Source organism: Methylocystis rosea (genome assembly GCF_003855495.1).
Lineage (GTDB): Bacteria > Pseudomonadota > Alphaproteobacteria > Rhizobiales > Beijerinckiaceae > Methylocystis > Methylocystis rosea_A.
In genome coordinates this window covers 999,825-1,016,653 of the sequence record NZ_CP034086.1, presented here as the reverse complement: position 1 = coordinate 1,016,653, position 16,829 = coordinate 999,825, and the positions used below count along the sequence as shown (strand labels likewise).

The following is a 16,829-nucleotide window of genomic DNA, read 5'->3' as shown; positions in this document are numbered from 1 at the left end:
TGTGTAAATAAATGGAGACTTATACACATGCGCACCAACATCGTCATCGATGACAAGCTGATGGAAGAGGCGCTGCGCGCGACGGGCCTCAAGACCAAGAAGGAAGCCGTCGAACTCGCGCTGCGGACGCTGCTGCGCCTTCAGCGGCAAAAGCAAATCCGAAGCCTGCGCGGCAAGCTCGACTGGCGCGGCGATCTCGACGCTATGCGCACGGAAAAGAAAACAGAAAAATGATCCTCGTCGATTCTAGCGTTTGGATCGACTATTTTCGTGGCGTCGCCTCGGCAGAGACAGATCGTCTGGATGAGTTGCTCGACGAGGAATTGATCGCGATCGGCGATTTGATCTTGATCGAAGTGCTGCAAGGCTTCGATCGGGACCGCGATTTCAACCGCGCTCAGAAATTCCTGAACACGCTGACGATCATAGAACTCGGCGGAAGGGAAATCGCCCTGCGCGCCGCGAAGAATTACCGCAAGCTGCGCGCACTGGGCGCGACGCCCAGAAAGACGATCGACACGATCATCGCCACGTGTTGCATCGAAAAGGGTCTGCCGCTTCTCTATAGCGACAGAGATTTTGATCCGTTCGTTGAACGCCTTGGTTTGCGCTCGGCGATGGCCTAGAGCAGCTTCCGAAAAAGTTACAGACTTTTTCGATGAGAACCTGCTCGAAAATTTTGATTGAACGATTCCTTATCCATCACATGATTCCCCTGTCATCCGGAAGCGCTCTAGCCGACGCTCTCGCCCGTTACTTGCAATGTTTAGAGGTGACCGTTGGCCAGCGCCTTGGCCGCGCTATTTGCCTGCAGGGAGGCTACGATGCGCCGAGGTCGATCAGGAATGAACAAGCTCTTCACCGACACGCTCAAGATGAGCTTCGTGGCCAATCAGGTGATCGGCCTGCGGCTGATGAAGATCGCCACCGGCGGCGCGCATGGCAAACGCGAAAGCGATCTGATGGTGAGCGAAAAGCTCGAGGCCGCGGCCGAGGCCAGCCTCGCGGCTGCGATGTGTATGGCGACAGGGCAACCGCATCGCGCCGCCGAGCGCGCCCTCGCCGTGTATGCGAAGCGGATCGACGGCAATCTAACGCGACTGTCGAAGCGCTGACGGCGACGGTTTGTCGGGCGAGAACCGTGGAGTAGACGCGGCGCGTTTGCGCCGCCACATCGCCAAAGCGGAGCCTGCTCCCACAAGCGAGAGCACGCCGAACGCGGCGGACCATTCAGCCCCCTCGCCCACCGAAAAATCATACTGCCCGACATATTCCTTGGCGCCGTCGTCGCTGGTCGCTCTGACGAGAGCGACATAGCTTCCGTCGCTGACGAAATTATGCGTAAAGCTTGTCGTGCCCTTGTCCGCCAAATATTTCTGCGGCGGCAAAACCGCGACGGTGTTGGCGTCGAGATCGTCGCGCCAATCGGCCTGGCCGACATTGCGCAGCACGCGGATTTCGATGTTCATGTCGCGCAGCTCGATCTGCCGCGCGTCGAGGATGATCATCGTCGGACCGAGCGTCGGCACATGCCGGCAGAAAATCTCATCGGTCTGATTTTCTTGAAAAGCGCTGAACATCATTTGCGTCGGACCGACGCTCATCACGCAATGGCGCGGATGTTCCGCCCTGATCTGCGCCTGAGCGATGTTGACGCATACGCAGGCGAGAAGCGCGGCTAGCAGAAGTCTTCCCGACATCGGACCCTCCGGTCATGGCGCGCGAGACCTTGGGCTCGACGCCGTCGACTTGCAGCCAAAAAAGCATTCAAGACCGCCGCCCCCGTTGAATGCGCCAAGCTTTGAAGCTGCCGCCAATCCGGATTTCGACAAAGAAGCGATCTTGCCAAAGAGCGGCCAGAATTCGCCATTCGAGGCGCGTCGCCTATTCCGCCTCCTCCAATTCCTCCCGCTCCGCCTCCAGCAATTTGGCGCGCGCCTCGGCGGCCTCGCGCTGACGGTTCCACATGCCGGCGTAATGGCCGCGCAGCGCCAGCAGCGCCTTATGCGTGCCGCGTTCGACGATTCGGCCATGATCGAGAAACAGGATTTCGTCGGCGTCGACGATGGTCGACAGCCGATGCGCGATGACGAGCGTCGTGCGGCCGCGCGCGACCCGCCTCAACGCCTCCTGAATTTCATGTTCCGTCAAGCTGTCGAGCGCCGACGTCGCTTCGTCGAGGATCAGGATTGGCGGACCTTTGAGAATCGTGCGCGCAATCGCGACGCGTTGCTTCTCGCCGCCGGAAAGCTTCAGGCCGCGCTCGCCGACCTGCGCGTCATAAGCCTCCGGCACACTCTCGATGAAGCGGTCGATCTGCGCCAGCCGCGCCGCCTCGCGCACCTCTTCGTCGCTCGCGTCCCATCTTCCATAGCGAATGTTGTAGCCGATCGAATCGTTAAACAGCACGGTGTCCTGCGGCACCATGCCGATCGCCGCCCGCAGACTTTCCTGCGTGACGTCCAGTATATTCTGCCCGTCGATCGTGATGCGCCCGCCTTGCGGCTCGTAGAAACGATACATCAGGCGCGAGATTGTCGACTTCCCCGCCCCCGACGGCCCGACGATCGCGATGGTTTGTCCGGGCTCGGCTTCAAAGCTCACGCCCTTGAGGATCGGCCGGTTCGGCTCGTAGTGGAACGCGACATTGTCGAAAACGATCCGCCCTTCGCGCACGAGGAGCGGCGTCGCGCCCGGCTTGTCCAAGATCTCGGGGCTCTGCGCCAGGATTGAAAACATCGTTTCGATGTCGATGATCGCCTGCCGCACCTCGCGATAGAAGGTGCCCATGAAATTCAAGGGCTGCGCCAGCTGGCCCATCATCAGGTTGATCAGGACGAAATCGCCCACCGTATTGCGGCCGGCCTCGATGCCATAGACGCACATCACCATCATGGTGGTGAGGCCGATGATGAAGATCACCGTCTGGCCGGCGTTGAGAACCGCAAGCGAGACATAGGACTGCGTGCTCGCCTGTTCGTAGTGGATCATCGATTTATCGTAGCGCTCAGCCTCACGTCTTTCCGCGCCGAAATATTTTACCGTTTCATAGTTCAGCAGGCTGTCGATCGCCTTCTGATTGGCGTCTGTGTCGCTGTCGTTCATCCTGCGACGAATGGCGATCCGCCAGTTTGTGGCGAGCGTCGTATAGAGAAAATATCCGGCGAGTGTCGCGACCAGAACGAGCCCGTAACGCCAGCCGAACTGATAGAGAAAAATGCCCAGGACCAGCGCCATCTCCAGCACTGTCGGGGCGCCCGTCGACATGATGAGGCGCGACAGCGTCTCGATGCCGTTGCGCCCGCGCTCCAGAACGCGCGTCAGCCCGCCGGTCTTTCTGCCGATATGAAATCGCAGCGACAGCTCATGCATATGCACGAAGAGGTCGGTCGCCAACCGGCGCACGGCGTGCATCGCTACCGCCGCGAAGACGCCGTCGCGCAACTGCATCAGCACGACCGAAGCGATGCGGATCGCGCCCATCATCAAAGTGAAAAAAACCGCCGCGGTTGCGAGCTTTCCCGCCACGCCTGCGCCACCCTCCGCAAGCGCGTCCGTCGCCCATTTGAAAGCGTATGGCGTCGCGGCGTTGAACAGCTTGCTGACGACCAGCAGCGCAAAAACCGCGGCGACCCGAAACTCGAGATCGCGGCGGCCACGCGGCCAAATGTAGGGCCACAAATGCCGTATCGTCTTGAAAAGCGACGATTCCGACAACTGCTGTTCATTAATGGGCTGAGGCGCGGCGTCTTCCGGATCGAGCGCGTTGGGTTCGTCGCTCGTTTCGACTTGATCAGGTTTAAGCATAGCGCTCCGAATGAATGGGCCGCTGTCACGGCGTTTTGCGTCATATATGACCTTTAGAAGGAATGCGCACCCCGCCCGGTCATGGTGGGAAGCACAAGAGAATGAATATGCGAGAGATTAAAAACGTTTGCGTCTATTGCGGCTCCTCCATCGGCGCCGATCCGCGTTACACGGCGGCGGCGCGCGCGCTGGGCGCGGCCCTGGCGCGCGCCGGGGTCGGCCTGGTTTATGGCGGCGGGGCCATCGGCCTAATGGGCGTTCTGGCGAAGGCCACGGTCGCCGCCGGCGGCGTTGTCACCGGGATCATTCCCGAGTTCCTGGACCGAAGGGAGATTCCCTTCACGGGCGCGACGGAGCTCGTCGTCGTCGACGACATGCACACGCGCAAGCGCCTGATGTTCGAACGATCCGACGCCTTCATCGCGCTGCCTGGCGGCGTCGGCACTTTGGAGGAGCTGACCGAGCAGCTGACCTGGATTCAGCTCGGCCGTCACACCAAGCCTCTGGTCATCGCCGACATCGGCGGCTTCTGGCGTCCGTTGCTGTCGCTTTTCGCTCATATGCGGAACGAGGAGTTCTTCGGCGAAGTCGATAACGTGCGCTATCTCGTGGCCGAACGCATCGAAGACATTCTGCCGATGATTTTCGCGGCGGTTCGCCATTCTCCAGACATCAGCGAGACAGCGATCACCGAACGGCTTTAGCGGTCTGACGGTCGTTGCGCTCGACTGACACCAGCAGCTTGTAGTTGATCGCGTCGACGAGCGCCTCGAAGGACGCGTCGATGACATTGGCCGAAACGCCGACCGTCGACCATCGCCCGCCCTCGCCGTCGGCGCACTCGACGAGAACGCGCGTCACCGCGTCGGTGCCGCCTTGGAACACGCGGACTCGATAATCGACGAGCCGAACGTCCTCGATGAAGCGCTGATAGGCGCCGAGATCCTTGCGCAGGGCGAGATCGAGGGCATTGACGGGGCCGTTGCCTTCGGCGGCCGAAATGCGGCTCTCGCCATCGACATTGATCTTGACGATCGCCTCGGCGCCCTGGTCCTCGAAGCCGCCATTCCTGGCGAAGCGCCGATCGACCGCGACGCTGTAGCGTTCAATGTCGAAGAAATGCGGCGCCTCGCCAAGCACGCGCTTCGCCAGAAGAAAGAACGAGGCGTCGGCGCCTTCATAGGCGTAGCCTTGCGCTTCCTTCTCCTTAACCTCATCGAGAAGCCGCGCCAGACGCGGATCGTCCTTGTCGAGGACGACGCCCAATCGGCCAAGCTCGGCCGCGATGTTCGAGCGCCCCGCCTGATCGGACACGAGGACGCGCCGCACATTTCCGACCGATTCCGGCGTGACATGTTCGTACGTGCGCGGATCGGTCAGCACCGCCGAGGCGTGAATGCCGGCCTTGGTCGCAAAGGCGCTGGCGCCGACATAGGGCGCATGGCGGTTGGGCGCGCGGTTGAGAAGCTCATCGAGCGCATGGCTAACCCGCGTCAGATGCGTCAGCTTCTCTTGCGTCACGCCGATCTCGAAGCGCTCGGCAAATTCGCTCTTTAGCAGCAACGTCGGGATGATCGTGGTGAGATTGGCGTTGCCGCAGCGTTCGCCAAGACCGTTGAGCGTGCCCTGGATCTGCCGCGCGCCGGCGCGCACGGCGGCAAGCGAATTCGCCACCGCCTGCCCCGTATCGTCGTGGCAATGCACGCCGACGCGGTCTCCTGGAATCTGCTTGACGACCTCCGCGACGATGCGCTCAACCTCGTGCGGCAGCGTGCCGCCATTGGTGTCGCACAGGACCACCCAGCGCGCGTCCGCGTCATAGGCGGCCTTGGCGCACGCCAGCGCATAGTCCGGATTCGCCTTGAAGCCATCAAAGAAATGCTCGCAATCGACGGCGACTTCCTTGCCGCGCGCGACGGCGGCGTTTACGGACTGCGTCACGCTTGCGAGATTGTCTTCTTCCGTGGAGCGTAAGGCGACGCGAACCTGAAAGTCCCAGCTCTTGGCGACGAAGGTGACGACGTCGGCGCTGCTGTCGAGCAGCGCCGCGACGCCCGGATCATTCTCGACCGAGCGGCCCTGACGCCGCGTCATGCCGAAGGCGGCGAAGCGCGCGCGCAGTTTCGGACGCTGCGCAAAAAACTCCGTGTCGAGCGGATTGGCGCCAGGATAGCCGCCCTCGATGTAGTCGATTCCGATCTCGTCCAGCATGGCGGCGATCTGGCGCTTGTCGTCGAGCGAAAAATCGACGCCCGTCGTCTGCGCGCCGTCGCGCAGCGTCGTGTCGTATAGCGTCAGCCGTTCCTTGGCCATCAATGCGCTCTCCCGGCGGCGGGCGCCGCCAGCTCCTTGGTCATCGTCGTATTGCCCAGCCATTGGCCGGCGACCGTCTTCATATTGCGCGTCGTGGCTACATAGCCGCGGGCCGCGAAAAAGTCCTGCGCCGCGTCGGAAGCCTCGACCGTCAGCAGTGTCGTGCCGCGCGCGGCCGCGAGTTTTTCAATCGCCTCCGCCAGCGCCGACCCGACGCCCTTGCGCGCCATGTCGGGCCGCACATAGAGCATGTCGAATATCTTGTTGTCGCGCAGCGCAGCGAAGCCGGCGATGTTTCCGTCGACAAGCGCAACGATGGTCAGCGCATCCGCGAGGCGCGACGTGAAGGCCGCTTCGTCGTCAGCCGCGGACGCCCAAGCCTCGCGCTGCGCATCGTCATAGTCATCGGCGGCAAGCGCCTCGACGCTGGCGCGAAAAAGCGCCGCGAGCGTCGCGGCGTCTGTGGCAAGAAACGGCCGCAGACCGGGCGTTTGCGCGCTGCGCGCCATCACATGATCTCGAACGCGCGCAGCAGATGCCACGCGATGAAGGCCGCGAGCGCCAGCACGATCAGCTTGAACGCGAGATAGAGCGCCCAGTGGCGCTTGAAGGGAAGCGTCTTTTTCCAGTCATCATTGGACATTTGATATCCCCTTCTGTTCACCACCCGGTTCGCTGCGCGAACCACCCTCCCCGTCAAGGGGAGGGATCGACCTGCATGCTCGAAACGCAAGAAATCACGAATCTCGCCTTGCGTAAGCGTTCGATCGTTACGCCGAGTCGCGCCGTTCTGATCCCTCCCCCTTGCGGGGAGGGTGGCGCGCGAAGCGCGCCGGGTGAGGGAGACGCCAGCGCTTCTCACGATGCCTCCCGCATATGTTCCTTCGCTCGGGCAATGATGGTCTCCACGACGCCGATCAGGTTGGCGTCGATCTCGTGATTCCAGAAGCGCAGCACATGAAAGCCGTTCGCTCGAAAAATCGCGTCGCGCCTAGCGTCATGACGGCGCCCGTCAGCTTCGCCGTGCTGTGAACCGTCAGCTTCAATGATCAAGCGATATTTGTAGCACACGAAATCGAGCACATAGCCTTCAAGCGGAACCTGGCGACGAAAATGAAATCCCTGCGGACGCAGCAGGCGCAATTGCGACCAGAGCTTCACCTCTTGCGGCGTCATGTTCTTGCGCAGTTCGCGCGCGCGCGGGTTGGCCATGTCCGTCACCCCACCCGGTTCGCTTCGCGAACCACCCTCCCCGTCAAGGGGAGGGATGGGCCTGCATCAACGAAACGCAAAACTTCATGCAAAATGCCTCGCATGAGCGCGTGATCGCTACGCCGAGTCACGCCGTTCCGATCCCTCCCCCCTGCGGGGAGGGTGGCGCGCGAAGCGCGACGGGTGGGGGAAAGAGCGCTCACCGCTTCACCTCCCAAGTCGTCGTGCCGTCCTTATTGTCCTTGAGGGCGATGCCCATCGCGGCGAGTTCGTCGCGGATGCGGTCAGACTCGGCCCAGTTTTTTGAAGCGCGGGCGGCAAGGCGGACTTCAATTCGGGTATTAAGATCGTCAGAAGTGATCGCATCTTCAATATCGGACAACTCTCCCAAATTCACTGGGGAGGAAGCAAACTTGTTCCACTTCGCAGTCCAATCTTCGATCTGCGACTCCTGCATCTGGAATTTATTGGTTATCCTCTCCATGGCCTCTTGAAAGCCGCGTTGAGTATAGCGGTGCGGTAGAAGCCCCAAGAATGCGAGATTGTTCGCCACATCGACCTGGCTGGATGCATCTTCGGTCATCGACCCAATCAACTGGATTGCTTCGTGACCATTCAGATCGTCCGCTAGTGCGAGAACAACTCGCCTGTCCGGAATGCCTGTGATGTCACGCGGTGAAACATTGCCAAGAGAGCGTCTCCAAGTTTGGAGATTGATGTCCGCCTCCTCGAGCGCCTTCACGGTCCAATCGATCGGCTGGCGGTAATGCGTGCGCAGCATCGCCAGCCGCAGCACTTCGCCGGGCCACTTCCGCCCACCAAATTTCTCCGTATGCAGCAGCTCATGGATCGTGATGAAATTCCCCAGGCTCTTGGACATTTTCTCGCCCTCGACCTGCAGGAAGCCATTATGCATCCAGTAATTCGCCATCACGTCCTGCCCGAAGGCGCAGCAGCTTTGCGCGATCTCATTTTCGTGATGCGGAAAGACGAGATCAATGCCGCCGCCGTGAATGTCGAAGGTTTCGCCAAGATGCGCCCAGGACATCGCCGAACATTCAATATGCCAGCCGGGACGCCCCCTGCCCCATGGACTGTCCCAACCGGGCTCATTCTCCTTTGAGGGCTTCCACAGCACGAAATCCATGTCGCCGCGCTTATAGGGCGCGACGTCGACGCGCGCGCCGGCCAGCATTTCATCGAGCGAGCGCCGCGACAGGCGTCCGTAATTTTGCATCGACGGCACGTCGAACAGCACATGGCCATCGGCCGCATAGGCGTGGCCGGAGGCGATCAGCCGTTCGATGATCGCGATCATCTGCGCGATATGCTCGGTCGCGCGCGGTTGCATCGTCGGCTCGAGACAGCCGAGCGCCTTCACGTCCTGCTGGAAGACCTCGTTGGTCTCTTCCGTCAGTTCGCGAATGGAAATTCCGCGTTCCGCGGCGCGCGCGTTGATCTTGTCGTCGACGTCGGTGATGTTGCGCACGTATGTGACATGCTCGGCGCCGTAGAGATGGCGCAACAAGCGAAACAACACGTCGAAAACGATGAGCGGCCTGGCGTTGCCGATATGCGCGTAGTCGTAGACCGTCGGTCCGCAGACATACATGCGCACATGCGCGGGATCGATCGGACGGAATTCCTCCTTCGTCCGGGTCAGCGTGTTGTAGATTTTCAGCGCAGGCGTCGACATGAATTTCCCCGCAAGGCCGCCGGCCGGGGCGTCGCTTCATGTCGTTTGGAGAGACGTGACGGCACCGGCCAGCGTGATCGCTAGCTGATAATGGTCTCGCGACAAATGGTGAGCCGAAGCGTCATCGCGGCGACCATGCGCTAAAGCGCGCCGCCGCGTCAAGCGCGAGCCTCTGCCGAGCGGCGGGCGATTTAACTCGGGTTTTACCGCTTTGCGCTAGGTCTGCGGCAGGCTGTCGGGGTCGCGTGGGGCTAGTTCGTCATGTGGAAATATGAGGCGCCGTTCGGGCGGCGCGCGTTTGCGTCGCTACTTGCAGGAATGTGGATCGGCGTCGGCTACGCCTGCGCCGCGCGGGCCGAAGCGAGCGCGAGCGCCGCCTATGTTATCGCCGATCAGGAGGGATACGGCCTGACGGAATGCCTCACGCGTAAGGCGGATTGCGGCAAGATCGTCGCCGACTCCTGGTGTGCGGCGCATGGCCATGGCGCGGCCAGAGCTTTTGGCCGCGCCGACGATGTGACCGCCTCGATCGACGTAAGCGGGGCGCGCGCCTCGATCGAGCCGGACGCCGCAGTCGTCGCCTGCGTCGATTAGGTCAGCGCAGAAACTCTCCGCATTGCGGGACTTCGTTCTGCCCGCCCCAGGGCTGAATGGCGAGGGTCGAGGTCGAGCTTTCGGGCGAGCCTTCGACGAGCTTGTCGGAATAAACCATATAAATCAGGACATTGCGCTTCGCATCGCAGCCGCGAACGATATGCATGCGCTTGAACAGCAGCGACCGCCGCTCGCTGAACGCCGTATCGCCCTGGCCAAACTTCTCCTTGAATTTGATCGGGGCATATTGCCGACAGGCGAGCGAAACCTCCGACGACTGCTCCGCCACGCCGAACATGCCTGCGACGCCGCCTTTTTCATGCGCCGTATAGTAGCAGACAACGCCGTCGATCACCGGGTCGTCGATTCCGTAGGTCGCGAGCTTGTCGTTCGGGGTGAGGAGCTTGAAATCCACCGATTTGCGGAAAATGAGATCCGGCCCATTCTGCGCAAAGGCCGGCGCGGCGCCGAAACAAAGAAAGGCCGTCGAAATCAGAGCCAGCAATTTGGAACGCTTCATATCGGCAACCTCCTGGATCACGCCGCCTTTGGGCGGAATCGCCAAAGGCGGATAACATGATCGATCTCGAAAGCTTAGAGCGCGCTCTGTGCGAAAAACCGAATTCCGCTTTTCCGCGAGCGGCGCTCTAGCGACGCCGTTGCCGATATGGGCGAAGCCGCGCGGCAAGGGAAGGGCTTCGACCCTGGGCGAGGCAAAAAATTCGCCGCGCGCGATGGGGCTGGCGGCGGCGTCCGGCGCCTTGTTGCCGACATGATGGGCGCGATTAATCGAGCGACGTTTGATCCGCGGCCTGGATTGGTGAAAATGGCGCGATTCGTCGCAAGCGACGCGCGCCGGACCATCAGTCGCCAAGCGATCGCGCAAGCGTTTCTCGGCTTCTTACCAGAGTGTGAAGAGAGCCAAAAACTTCAATGAGGCCGCGACCATAAAGCCCTTTTTGACGAAATGCGCCTTCAAGCGGACGAAACTGGCGGTCGCCGCCGGCGTCGCGTTCGGCCTCCTCGCCGTTTCGCCGGCGGCAGGGGAAAGTCCCTACTGTACGGAGTTGCGCGCGCAGATCGCCCGCGCCAGCGCCGGCGGCGGCGCGGGGAGATTCCAGGCCGCGGCCGCCAAGCAGCGCGGCGACTATGCCCGCGTCTCGGCGAAAGCTCGCGCACTCGGCTGCGATCGCGGCCAATTCCTGTTCTTCGGCGATCCCCCGCCGCCCCAGTGCAGTCAAATCAACGCGCAGCTCAACCAACTCTCTGGCGCCATCGCCAGCTATGAACGGGCGAGCGCCGACGACGGCGGCCAGCGTCAGGCGCTTGCCGCCCGTTATGAGGCTGAATGCCGCAATCCTCAGGCGGCGCAAGCGCGCGTTGCGCGACCGCGCAATTTCTTTGAAGAGCTGTTTGGCGTCGCGCCCGATGAAAGTCCGGGCGCGCGCGACATGCCCGTCGGTCCGGACCCGGATCAGGAACCTTCAGACGGGAAGCCGCGCGGGGGTCCAATGGCGATCTGCGTGCGCGCCTGCGACGGCGGGTTTTTCCCCATCACCTATTCGGCGCGCAGCTCCAATCTCGACGATCTCGCGACGATGTGCCGGGCGCTGTGTCCCAACGCCGAGGTGAAACTCTACACGGCGTCGCAATCGAAGGTGCTCAGTTCCGCCCTTTCGATCGACGGCGAGGCTTATTCGGACCATCCCAACGCGCATAAATTCGAGAAGACGTATGATCCGTCATGCGGCTGCAAGCCGCCGGGGCAGTCGTGGGCCGAGGCGCTCGTCGAAGCCGAGCGACTCATCGCCGAGCGCCACGCAAAGGATCAGGTCGTAACGGCGGAGCAGGCCGAGCAATTGTCGCGCGCGCTGCCGCCCGGCGTGGCGCGCGGTCGGAAAGCGAAAGGCTCCGCGCCGGCGGCGCCAGAGCCGACGACGACGCCACAACCCGCGGCGCAGGCGCAGCCCAGCGCCGAGGACGGCGCGGCCGCCGCGCCGGAAACCTATCGCGAAGTCGTCGGACCTGACGGAATCAAACGCCGCGTGCGCGTGGTCGCGCCGGCGTTGTGAGCCTCATCCCCTCGCTTTAGTACTCCGCCGCTTCAGGGCATATGCGCCTTGACCGTCTCGATCAGCTGTTTTATCGAGAACGGCTTCGCCAGAAAACCAAAGTCGCCCTCGGGAAGGTTTTTGGCGAAGGCCTCTTCGGCATAGCCGGAAACGAAGATCACCTTCGCCGCGACGCCGCGCTTGCGCAGTTCGGCGAACATCGCGGGGCCGTCCATCTCCGGCATCACCACGTCGGAGACGATGAGATCGATCTTGCCGTCGACGCGCTCGACGACCTCGAGCGCCTCCATGCCCGTCGCCGCTTCGAGCACCGTGAAGCCGCGCGAACTTAAGGCGCGTGCGCCGATCGAGCGCACCGAATCCTCGTCTTCGACGAGGAGAACCACGCCCTGTCCTGTATAGTCCGCGGCGACCTTGGGCGTATCGGCCTTCTGCGACGTCTGCTTCTCCTCCGGCACGTAGCGCGGCAGGAAAATGCGGAAAACCGTGCCCCGCCCGATCTCGCTGTCGACGGAGATGAAGCCGCCCGACTGCTTGACGATGCCGAACACCGTCGAAAGGCCGAGGCCCGTGCCTTTGCCGACTTCCTTCGTCGTGAAGAAGGGTTCGAAGATTTTTTCTTTCACATCGGCGGGAATGCCGCTGCCCGAGTCCTCAACCTCGACCAGCACATAATCCGCCGCTGGCAGCGCCGCCTCATTAAAGGCGGCGCATTCCGAGGCGGCGACATTGCGCGTGCGGATCTGCACCCGTCCGCCTGACTCCAGCATGGCGTCGCGCGCATTAACGACGAGATTGATGATCACCTGTTCGAACTGGGTGATGTCGGCCTTCACGAACCAGAGATCGCGGCCGAGACGCAGTTCGAGCTCGTTCTTTTCGCCGACGACGCGGCGCAGCAGATTCTGCACTTCGGAGAGCGCGTCGCCCAGCTGCAGGACTTGCGGGCGCAGCGTCTGCCGGCGCGAGAAGGCGAGCAGCTGCCGGGTCAGGCCCGCCGCGCGATTGGCGGTTTCCTTGATCTGGCGGATATCGCGGAAGGCGGGGTCGGTCGGCCGGTGGCTGGAGAGCAGCAGATCCGAATAGCCGATGATCGCCGTCAGCATATTGTTGAAGTCATGCGCGATGCCGCCGGCGAGCTGGCCGACCGCATTCATCTTCTGTGACTGCGCGAACTCCTCCTGCAGCTTGCGCTGCTCGGTCGTGTCGAGCGCATAGACCATCGCGCCCTTCTTGCCGGCGTCCTCGGCGGAAGAGACGAAGAAACGCGCCGAACGCGTCGCCGCGCCGGCGGCGTCTTCCTCGAACACGACATTGATCGGGCGCACTTCGCCTTTGCCTTCGATCGCGTCTTCGATCGCGGCGCGCAGGGCGGCGCCGTCGCGTTCGCCGAGCCCAGTCAGCACCGACCATGGCGCCGCGGCAGCGCCCTGGCCCGACTTCAGCGCCTGCGGCAATAATTTCGCGAAGGCCGCGTTCGATGTCAGCACGCGGCCCTCGCCGTCCAGCGTCGCCATCGCCATCGGCGTCGAGTTGAAGAAGCGCGCGAAACGCACCTCGGCCGCGCGCAAATTCTCTTCCGGCTGTTCGCCAGAGGCGCGGTTGAGCACCAGGGTGCGCGAGGGGCCGGATTCGCCGTCCTGGCCGAACGCGACCTGGTGCAGCAGCCTGACAGGCAGCGACTTGCCGTTGCGGCATCTCAGGTCGAGGTCGATCTGCTCGGTGCGCACGTCGCCCGGCGCGCCCGACATCGCGGCGAGAAGCGCCGCGCCGCTATGGGCGACGATGGAGGACAGCGTCGCGCCGCCAGATCCGACTTGCGTGAGATCGTAGCCCAGCCATCCGGCGAGCGTTTTGTTCATATAAGAGACGGCGCCGTCCGGACTCGCGGAAAAAAAGCCCGCCGGCGCGTGATCAAGAAAATCGATCGCGTGCTGGAGCTCCTGGAAGACGTTCTCCTGCCGCTGTCGATCGGCGGTCACGTCGGCCACCGCCCATAGACATAGGCGCCCGCCCGACGTCGTCGGCAGCGGCCGAACGCGGATTCGGTACCAGCCGACTGCGCCCTGCCCCGACAGCGGCGGCGAAAGCCGAAGATCTTCGCTATGCGAAACGCCGCCACGCGCCGCCTGGACCAGTCTATAGATCGCCTCCGAGACCTCGGGCGGCCCTGAGAACAGCCGCTCGACCAGCTGCACGCCGGAAGCGTCTTTGGCGTCGCACATCGCCGAATAGGCTTCGTTGGCGTAGACGATGCGCGCATCGCCTCTGGTGACGAGCAGCCCTTCGCCGGATGTGTCGGCGATGAGTTTCGTCACGTCGTTGCCCGCGACTCGGCCGGTGAAGTGAATCAATCCGACCGCATAGGCGAAGAGAAAAAAAATACCGGCGACGCCGAAAACCGCGAGCGCCAGAATGGTGACGCGCGGCGCGATGTCCGAAGGCGTCAGGTAATAGGCGGCGACGCCCGCAACCAATGCGATGACGAGGGCGAGCGTCAATCCAATATTCGCGGGCCGCTCGCTGCGTCCCAAGGCGGCCGCTTCGGTCCTGTCGCTCATTTCTTAACCACCCGCGTCATATATCGCCGATCGCGACGGCCATGCTGACGCCGGCGCGCCGATTATTACTCTGCCGACGCTTACAGAATCATCTAAAACAATGGCTGTGAACGCCAATAATAGCAACGCCGGACATCGGAAGGGCGCTGATTCATCAAACATTAACCATTCATTAACCTTTTTTCGGCGCTTGCCATGAAAGCTGTTAATTTGGCAAGGTTCACGCGCGTCCGAACGAGAGACTAGCCGTTCATGCCTGATAAATTCACTCAACTGCTGCCGGCGCTCGGAGCGCTCGTTGCGTTCCTCGTCGCTGCGGTGCTCGTGCTTTATATTTTCCGTCTGTTATTCGGACGCCGCATTCGTGCGCCGGGAGGCCGCAATCGCGCGCGCCGGCTGGACGTCGTCGATGTCTATGACCTCGACCGCGAGCGCCAGCTCGTCATTGTGCGGCGCGACAATATCGAACATCTGCTCCTGATCGGCGGCCCCAACGACATCCTCGTCGAAGCGACGATTAGCCGGCCCGAAGGCGCAGTCAGTCGCGGGCCGGAGCAGCGCCCCGGAGCGCCGGCCGCCGCGAACTGGCCTGCCGGGCCCTCGGCTCCGCCTCGAGAGCTAGAAGCGCCGCTGCCGAAACCCGCCGCGGCGGGCGCCGTCAATCTGCCGCCCGACCTCTTCGCGCCGGCGCCCACGCGGCCTGCTGCGCCGCCGCCTCCCCCGCCACCGCCGGCGGGACCAAGAGTTTCAAGTCCGGCCGCCCAGCCGCAGCGCCCTGCTCCGCCCCGCTCGCCGACGCCGCCTTTCCTTGCGCGCGCTCAGCAGCGGCTGGCGCCGCGTCCGAAAGAGCCGTCGCCACCCGAAGCGGCAGCCCCGGCGCCGCCGCCTCCGCCCGCAGCTCCTCCGAGGCCGGCAGAACCCCCGCCGGCGCCAAGGCCTGCAGCGCCGCCGCCTCCCGCTCCGCCGCCGGCCGCCGCGAGGCCTGCAGCGCCGCCGCCTGCGCCCCCGCCGCCGCCCAAGCCCGCAGCGCCGCCGCCTCCCCCGCCGCCGGCGGCTCCGGCGCCGGCCGACGTGGATCCGCTCGACTCGCTTGAGGCGGAGATGGCGCGGCTGCTCGGCCGCTCGGATCAGAAGGAATAGACCACGAGGCGCAGCGCTCGAGAAACGCTGGCCTACGCCGGTCAGTGTTGACAAGGCTAGTGGTCGGCAAAGCGCCTGAGTCGGAAAAAGAATCGCCCCGGCGGCAATCGATGCAGCTGTTCGACTCGGACGGCGCATCCGCCTAAAGCAGAGGCGCGGGCGCGCCCAACCCGCGTTAGGAGTCGGCTCTTGTCGCCCTTCTCGGTTCCCGAAACTGTCGCACGCTACGCCGAAGGTCCGGTGAGGAAGGTGCCAGGCTTCCACGCTTTGCAGCGGATGACGGGCGTGCTTCTCGCCGAGCGAGTTCCAGAAGATGGAAATTTGCTCGTCCTCGGCGCGGGAGGCGGACTGGAACTGAAGGCCTTTGCCGAGACGCATCCCGGATGGCGCTTCTGCGGCGTTGATCCATCAGCGGAAATGCTGGGGTTGGCGGAGCGCACGCTCGGTCCGTTGGCGGAGCGCGTCGACTTCCGCCTGGGCTATATCGATAGCGCGCCTGCGGGTCCTTTCGATGCGGCGACGTGCCTTCTAACCATGCACTTCATTCCGGAGGAGGAGCGCCGACGCACGATGGCCGAGATCCATCGGCGCTTGCGGTCCGGCGCTCCATTCGTCGTGGCCCACCACAGCTTTCCGCAGCATGACGGGGAAAAGGCGAAATGGCTCGCGCGCTATTCCGCCTTCGCGGCTGCGTCGGGCGTCCCAGACTCGAACGCGGAAAACGCGATCGCCGCCATCGGCGAGCGCTTGCCCATTCTGTCTCCAGAGCAGGACGAAGCTTTATTGCGAGATGCAGGATTCACCGACGTGACCCTGTTCTATGCGGGTTTCACGTTCAGGGGGTGGGTGGGGTACAAGCCTTAACCGCCGATGTGTTAGCTGACGGTCGCCAAACCTCCATCTCGTCATTCGGTAGCATACCTGGGCGCGCGGCGGGGCCGCGAGCTCCAAGGACCGGCGGCGCCGCCAGCCTTCGGTCGAAGCAGGCTTCGCCTGCTCAATCGTCTCGATAGACTTTTTCGCGCCGTTCGTGACGCTCCTGCGCCTCGATTGACAGTGTCGCGATCGGACGCGCGTCGAGGCGCTTGAGGGAGATCGGCTCCCCCGTTTCCTCGCAATAGCCGTAACTGCCGTCGTCGAGGCGCGTCAGCGCCGCGTCGATTTTGGCGATGAGCTTGCGCTGCCGGTCGCGCGCACGGAGTTCAATGGCGCGATCGGTTTCGGATGACGCGCGATCTGCTAGATCAGGATGGTTTTCGTTTTCATTCTGCAAAGTGGCCAGCGTTTCGCGACTCTCTTGCAGAATGTCCTCCTTCCAAGCCAGCAGTTTGCGCCGGAAATATTCGCGCTGCCGATCGCACATGAAGGGTTCGTCTTCGGAAGGCTTATACGTTTCTTCCAGATCCACCGCCATCTCGCGAATCCTTAATTGGC

The 16,829-nt window shown here is 63.0% G+C and carries 19 protein-coding genes; 9 read left to right on the top strand and 10 right to left on the bottom strand.

Translation table 11 applies throughout. The features are described 5' to 3' along the window. Window positions 1–27: 27 nt before the first annotated feature. The 3 genes from EHO51_RS04815 (at window position 28) to EHO51_RS04805 (ending at window position 1,115) form a co-directional block, all read left to right on the top strand. Window positions 28–234, top strand: a complete 207-nt coding sequence (locus EHO51_RS04815) for a type II toxin-antitoxin system VapB family antitoxin (RefSeq protein ID WP_124737937.1) — start codon at window positions 28–30, stop codon at window positions 232–234. Next, window positions 231–626 (top strand): type II toxin-antitoxin system VapC family toxin, encoded by a 396-nt coding sequence (vapC, locus tag EHO51_RS04810; protein ID WP_124737936.1) that lies wholly within the window; start codon window positions 231–233, stop codon window positions 624–626. The genes EHO51_RS04815 and vapC overlap by 4 nt, the downstream gene beginning before the upstream one ends. Window positions 627–824: 198 nt before the next feature. Then, window positions 825–1,115 carry a hypothetical protein gene (locus tag EHO51_RS04805; RefSeq protein WP_245434746.1) on the top strand — a complete coding sequence of 97 codons (291 nt, stop codon included), beginning with the start codon at window positions 825–827 and terminating at the stop codon, window positions 1,113–1,115. On the opposite strand, the gene EHO51_RS04800 is transcribed toward EHO51_RS04805, so the two are convergent. Together EHO51_RS04800 and EHO51_RS04795 are read right to left on the bottom strand one after the other, a co-directional pair. Then, window positions 1,092–1,700, bottom strand: coding sequence for a hypothetical protein (locus tag EHO51_RS04800; RefSeq protein WP_124737935.1), 609 nt, complete (start codon window positions 1,698–1,700; stop codon window positions 1,092–1,094). The genes EHO51_RS04805 and EHO51_RS04800 overlap by 24 nt on opposite strands. 184 nt (window positions 1,701–1,884) lie before the next feature. Next, on the bottom strand, window positions 1,885–3,807 hold the full coding sequence (locus EHO51_RS04795) for an ABCB family ABC transporter ATP-binding protein/permease (RefSeq protein WP_124737934.1): 1,923 nt from the start codon (window positions 3,805–3,807) through the stop codon (window positions 1,885–1,887). Window positions 3,808–3,914: 107 nt separating this feature from the next. On the opposite strand from EHO51_RS04795, the gene EHO51_RS04790 reads away from it, so the two are divergent. Continuing rightward, complete coding sequence (locus tag EHO51_RS04790; RefSeq protein ID WP_051080409.1) at window positions 3,915–4,511, top strand: TIGR00730 family Rossman fold protein; 597 nt, start codon at window positions 3,915–3,917, stop codon at window positions 4,509–4,511. On the opposite strand, the gene cimA is transcribed toward EHO51_RS04790, so the two are convergent. The 5 genes from cimA to cysS form a co-directional block, all read right to left on the bottom strand. After that, window positions 4,495–6,120 carry a citramalate synthase gene (gene cimA / locus EHO51_RS04785; protein ID WP_124737932.1) on the bottom strand — a complete coding sequence of 542 codons (1,626 nt, stop codon included), beginning with the start codon at window positions 6,118–6,120 and terminating at the stop codon, window positions 4,495–4,497. The genes EHO51_RS04790 and cimA overlap by 17 nt on opposite strands. Next, window positions 6,120–6,629: a GNAT family N-acetyltransferase gene (locus tag EHO51_RS04780; protein WP_124737931.1), complete on the bottom strand. Its 510-nt coding sequence runs from the start codon at window positions 6,627–6,629 to the stop codon at window positions 6,120–6,122. The genes cimA and EHO51_RS04780 overlap by 1 nt, the downstream gene beginning before the upstream one ends. Next, the gene (locus tag EHO51_RS21190; RefSeq protein WP_018407839.1) at window positions 6,629–6,763 is read right to left on the bottom strand and encodes a hypothetical protein; all 135 of its coding nucleotides are present in this window, start codon (window positions 6,761–6,763) and stop codon (window positions 6,629–6,631) included. Before EHO51_RS21190 ends, EHO51_RS04780 begins: the two co-directional genes overlap by 1 nt. 215 nt (window positions 6,764–6,978) lie before the next feature. Continuing rightward, window positions 6,979–7,332 (bottom strand): endonuclease domain-containing protein, encoded by a 354-nt coding sequence (locus EHO51_RS04775; protein ID WP_124737930.1) that lies wholly within the window; start codon window positions 7,330–7,332, stop codon window positions 6,979–6,981. 199 nt (window positions 7,333–7,531) lie between these two features. Next, window positions 7,532–9,028 (bottom strand): cysteine--tRNA ligase, encoded by a 1,497-nt coding sequence (gene cysS / locus EHO51_RS04770; protein WP_124737929.1) that lies wholly within the window; start codon window positions 9,026–9,028, stop codon window positions 7,532–7,534. A 261-nt stretch (window positions 9,029–9,289) separates the two neighbouring features. Between cysS and EHO51_RS04765 the strand changes: the two genes are divergently transcribed. Next, complete coding sequence (locus EHO51_RS04765) at window positions 9,290–9,622, top strand: hypothetical protein (RefSeq protein ID WP_124737928.1); 333 nt, start codon at window positions 9,290–9,292, stop codon at window positions 9,620–9,622. A 1-nt stretch (window position 9,623) separates the two neighbouring features. Here the strand turns inward: EHO51_RS04765 and EHO51_RS04760 are convergent, their stop codons facing one another. Then, window positions 9,624–10,142, bottom strand: a complete 519-nt coding sequence (locus EHO51_RS04760) for a CreA family protein (protein WP_124737927.1) — start codon at window positions 10,140–10,142, stop codon at window positions 9,624–9,626. 147 nt (window positions 10,143–10,289) lie between these two features. Here EHO51_RS04760 and EHO51_RS04755 point away from each other — a divergent pair, with 147 nt between their 5' ends. Together EHO51_RS04755 and EHO51_RS04750 are read left to right on the top strand one after the other, a co-directional pair. Then, on the top strand, window positions 10,290–10,559 hold the full coding sequence (locus EHO51_RS04755; protein ID WP_124737926.1) for a hypothetical protein: 270 nt from the start codon (window positions 10,290–10,292) through the stop codon (window positions 10,557–10,559). Beyond that, the gene (locus EHO51_RS04750) at window positions 10,534–11,694 is read left to right on the top strand and encodes a DUF2865 domain-containing protein (protein WP_124737925.1); all 1,161 of its coding nucleotides are present in this window, start codon (window positions 10,534–10,536) and stop codon (window positions 11,692–11,694) included. The genes EHO51_RS04755 and EHO51_RS04750 overlap by 26 nt, the downstream gene beginning before the upstream one ends. A gap of 32 nt (window positions 11,695–11,726) precedes the next feature. Here EHO51_RS04750 and cckA read toward each other — a convergent pair whose 3' ends face one another. Next, entirely contained in the window at window positions 11,727–14,255 is a 2,529-nt protein-coding gene (gene cckA / locus EHO51_RS04745; RefSeq protein ID WP_124737924.1) for a cell cycle histidine kinase CckA, read from the bottom strand. Window positions 14,256–14,507: 252 nt separating this feature from the next. Between cckA and EHO51_RS21185 the strand changes: the two genes are divergently transcribed. Together EHO51_RS21185 and EHO51_RS04735 are read left to right on the top strand one after the other, a co-directional pair. Next, window positions 14,508–15,395 (top strand): flagellar biosynthetic protein FliO, encoded by an 888-nt coding sequence (locus EHO51_RS21185; RefSeq protein WP_124737923.1) that lies wholly within the window; start codon window positions 14,508–14,510, stop codon window positions 15,393–15,395. A 189-nt stretch (window positions 15,396–15,584) separates the two neighbouring features. Continuing rightward, window positions 15,585–16,259: a class I SAM-dependent methyltransferase gene (locus EHO51_RS04735; protein WP_124737922.1), complete on the top strand. Its 675-nt coding sequence runs from the start codon at window positions 15,585–15,587 to the stop codon at window positions 16,257–16,259. A 133-nt stretch (window positions 16,260–16,392) separates the two neighbouring features. Here EHO51_RS04735 and dksA read toward each other — a convergent pair whose 3' ends face one another. Continuing rightward, window positions 16,393–16,809, bottom strand: coding sequence for an RNA polymerase-binding protein DksA (gene dksA, locus EHO51_RS04730; protein WP_014890379.1), 417 nt, complete (start codon window positions 16,807–16,809; stop codon window positions 16,393–16,395). Window positions 16,810–16,829 lie beyond the last annotated feature (20 nt).

What these genes read in the sequence shown, in the direction of transcription:
- vapC (WP_124737936.1), top strand. Translation starts at nt 231, where the DNA reads ATGATCCTCGTCGATTCTAGCGTTTGGATCGACTATTTTCGTGGCGTC.
- EHO51_RS04790 (WP_051080409.1), top strand. Translation starts at nt 3,915, where the DNA reads ATGCGAGAGATTAAAAACGTTTGCGTCTATTGCGGCTCCTCCATCGGC.
- EHO51_RS04780 (WP_124737931.1), bottom strand. Translation starts at nt 6,629, where the DNA reads ATGGCGCGCAGCGCGCAAACGCCCGGTCTGCGGCCGTTTCTTGCCACA.
- cckA (WP_124737924.1), bottom strand. Translation starts at nt 14,255, where the DNA reads ATGAGCGACAGGACCGAAGCGGCCGCCTTGGGACGCAGCGAGCGGCCC.
- EHO51_RS04760 (WP_124737927.1), bottom strand. Translation starts at nt 10,142, where the DNA reads ATGAAGCGTTCCAAATTGCTGGCTCTGATTTCGACGGCCTTTCTTTGT.
- cimA (WP_124737932.1), bottom strand. Translation starts at nt 6,120, where the DNA reads ATGGCCAAGGAACGGCTGACGCTATACGACACGACGCTGCGCGACGGC.
- EHO51_RS21185 (WP_124737923.1), top strand. Translation starts at nt 14,508, where the DNA reads ATGCCTGATAAATTCACTCAACTGCTGCCGGCGCTCGGAGCGCTCGTT.
- dksA (WP_014890379.1), bottom strand. Translation starts at nt 16,809, where the DNA reads ATGGCGGTGGATCTGGAAGAAACGTATAAGCCTTCCGAAGACGAACCC.
- EHO51_RS21190 (WP_018407839.1), bottom strand. Translation starts at nt 6,763, where the DNA reads ATGTCCAATGATGACTGGAAAAAGACGCTTCCCTTCAAGCGCCACTGG.
- cysS (WP_124737929.1), bottom strand. Translation starts at nt 9,028, where the DNA reads ATGTCGACGCCTGCGCTGAAAATCTACAACACGCTGACCCGGACGAAG.
- EHO51_RS04805 (WP_245434746.1), top strand. Translation starts at nt 825, where the DNA reads ATGCGCCGAGGTCGATCAGGAATGAACAAGCTCTTCACCGACACGCTC.
- EHO51_RS04765 (WP_124737928.1), top strand. Translation starts at nt 9,290, where the DNA reads ATGTGGAAATATGAGGCGCCGTTCGGGCGGCGCGCGTTTGCGTCGCTA.
- EHO51_RS04815 (WP_124737937.1), top strand. Translation starts at nt 28, where the DNA reads ATGCGCACCAACATCGTCATCGATGACAAGCTGATGGAAGAGGCGCTG.
- EHO51_RS04755 (WP_124737926.1), top strand. Translation starts at nt 10,290, where the DNA reads ATGGGCGAAGCCGCGCGGCAAGGGAAGGGCTTCGACCCTGGGCGAGGC.
- EHO51_RS04795 (WP_124737934.1), bottom strand. Translation starts at nt 3,807, where the DNA reads ATGCTTAAACCTGATCAAGTCGAAACGAGCGACGAACCCAACGCGCTC.
- EHO51_RS04775 (WP_124737930.1), bottom strand. Translation starts at nt 7,332, where the DNA reads ATGGCCAACCCGCGCGCGCGCGAACTGCGCAAGAACATGACGCCGCAA.
- EHO51_RS04800 (WP_124737935.1), bottom strand. Translation starts at nt 1,700, where the DNA reads ATGTCGGGAAGACTTCTGCTAGCCGCGCTTCTCGCCTGCGTATGCGTC.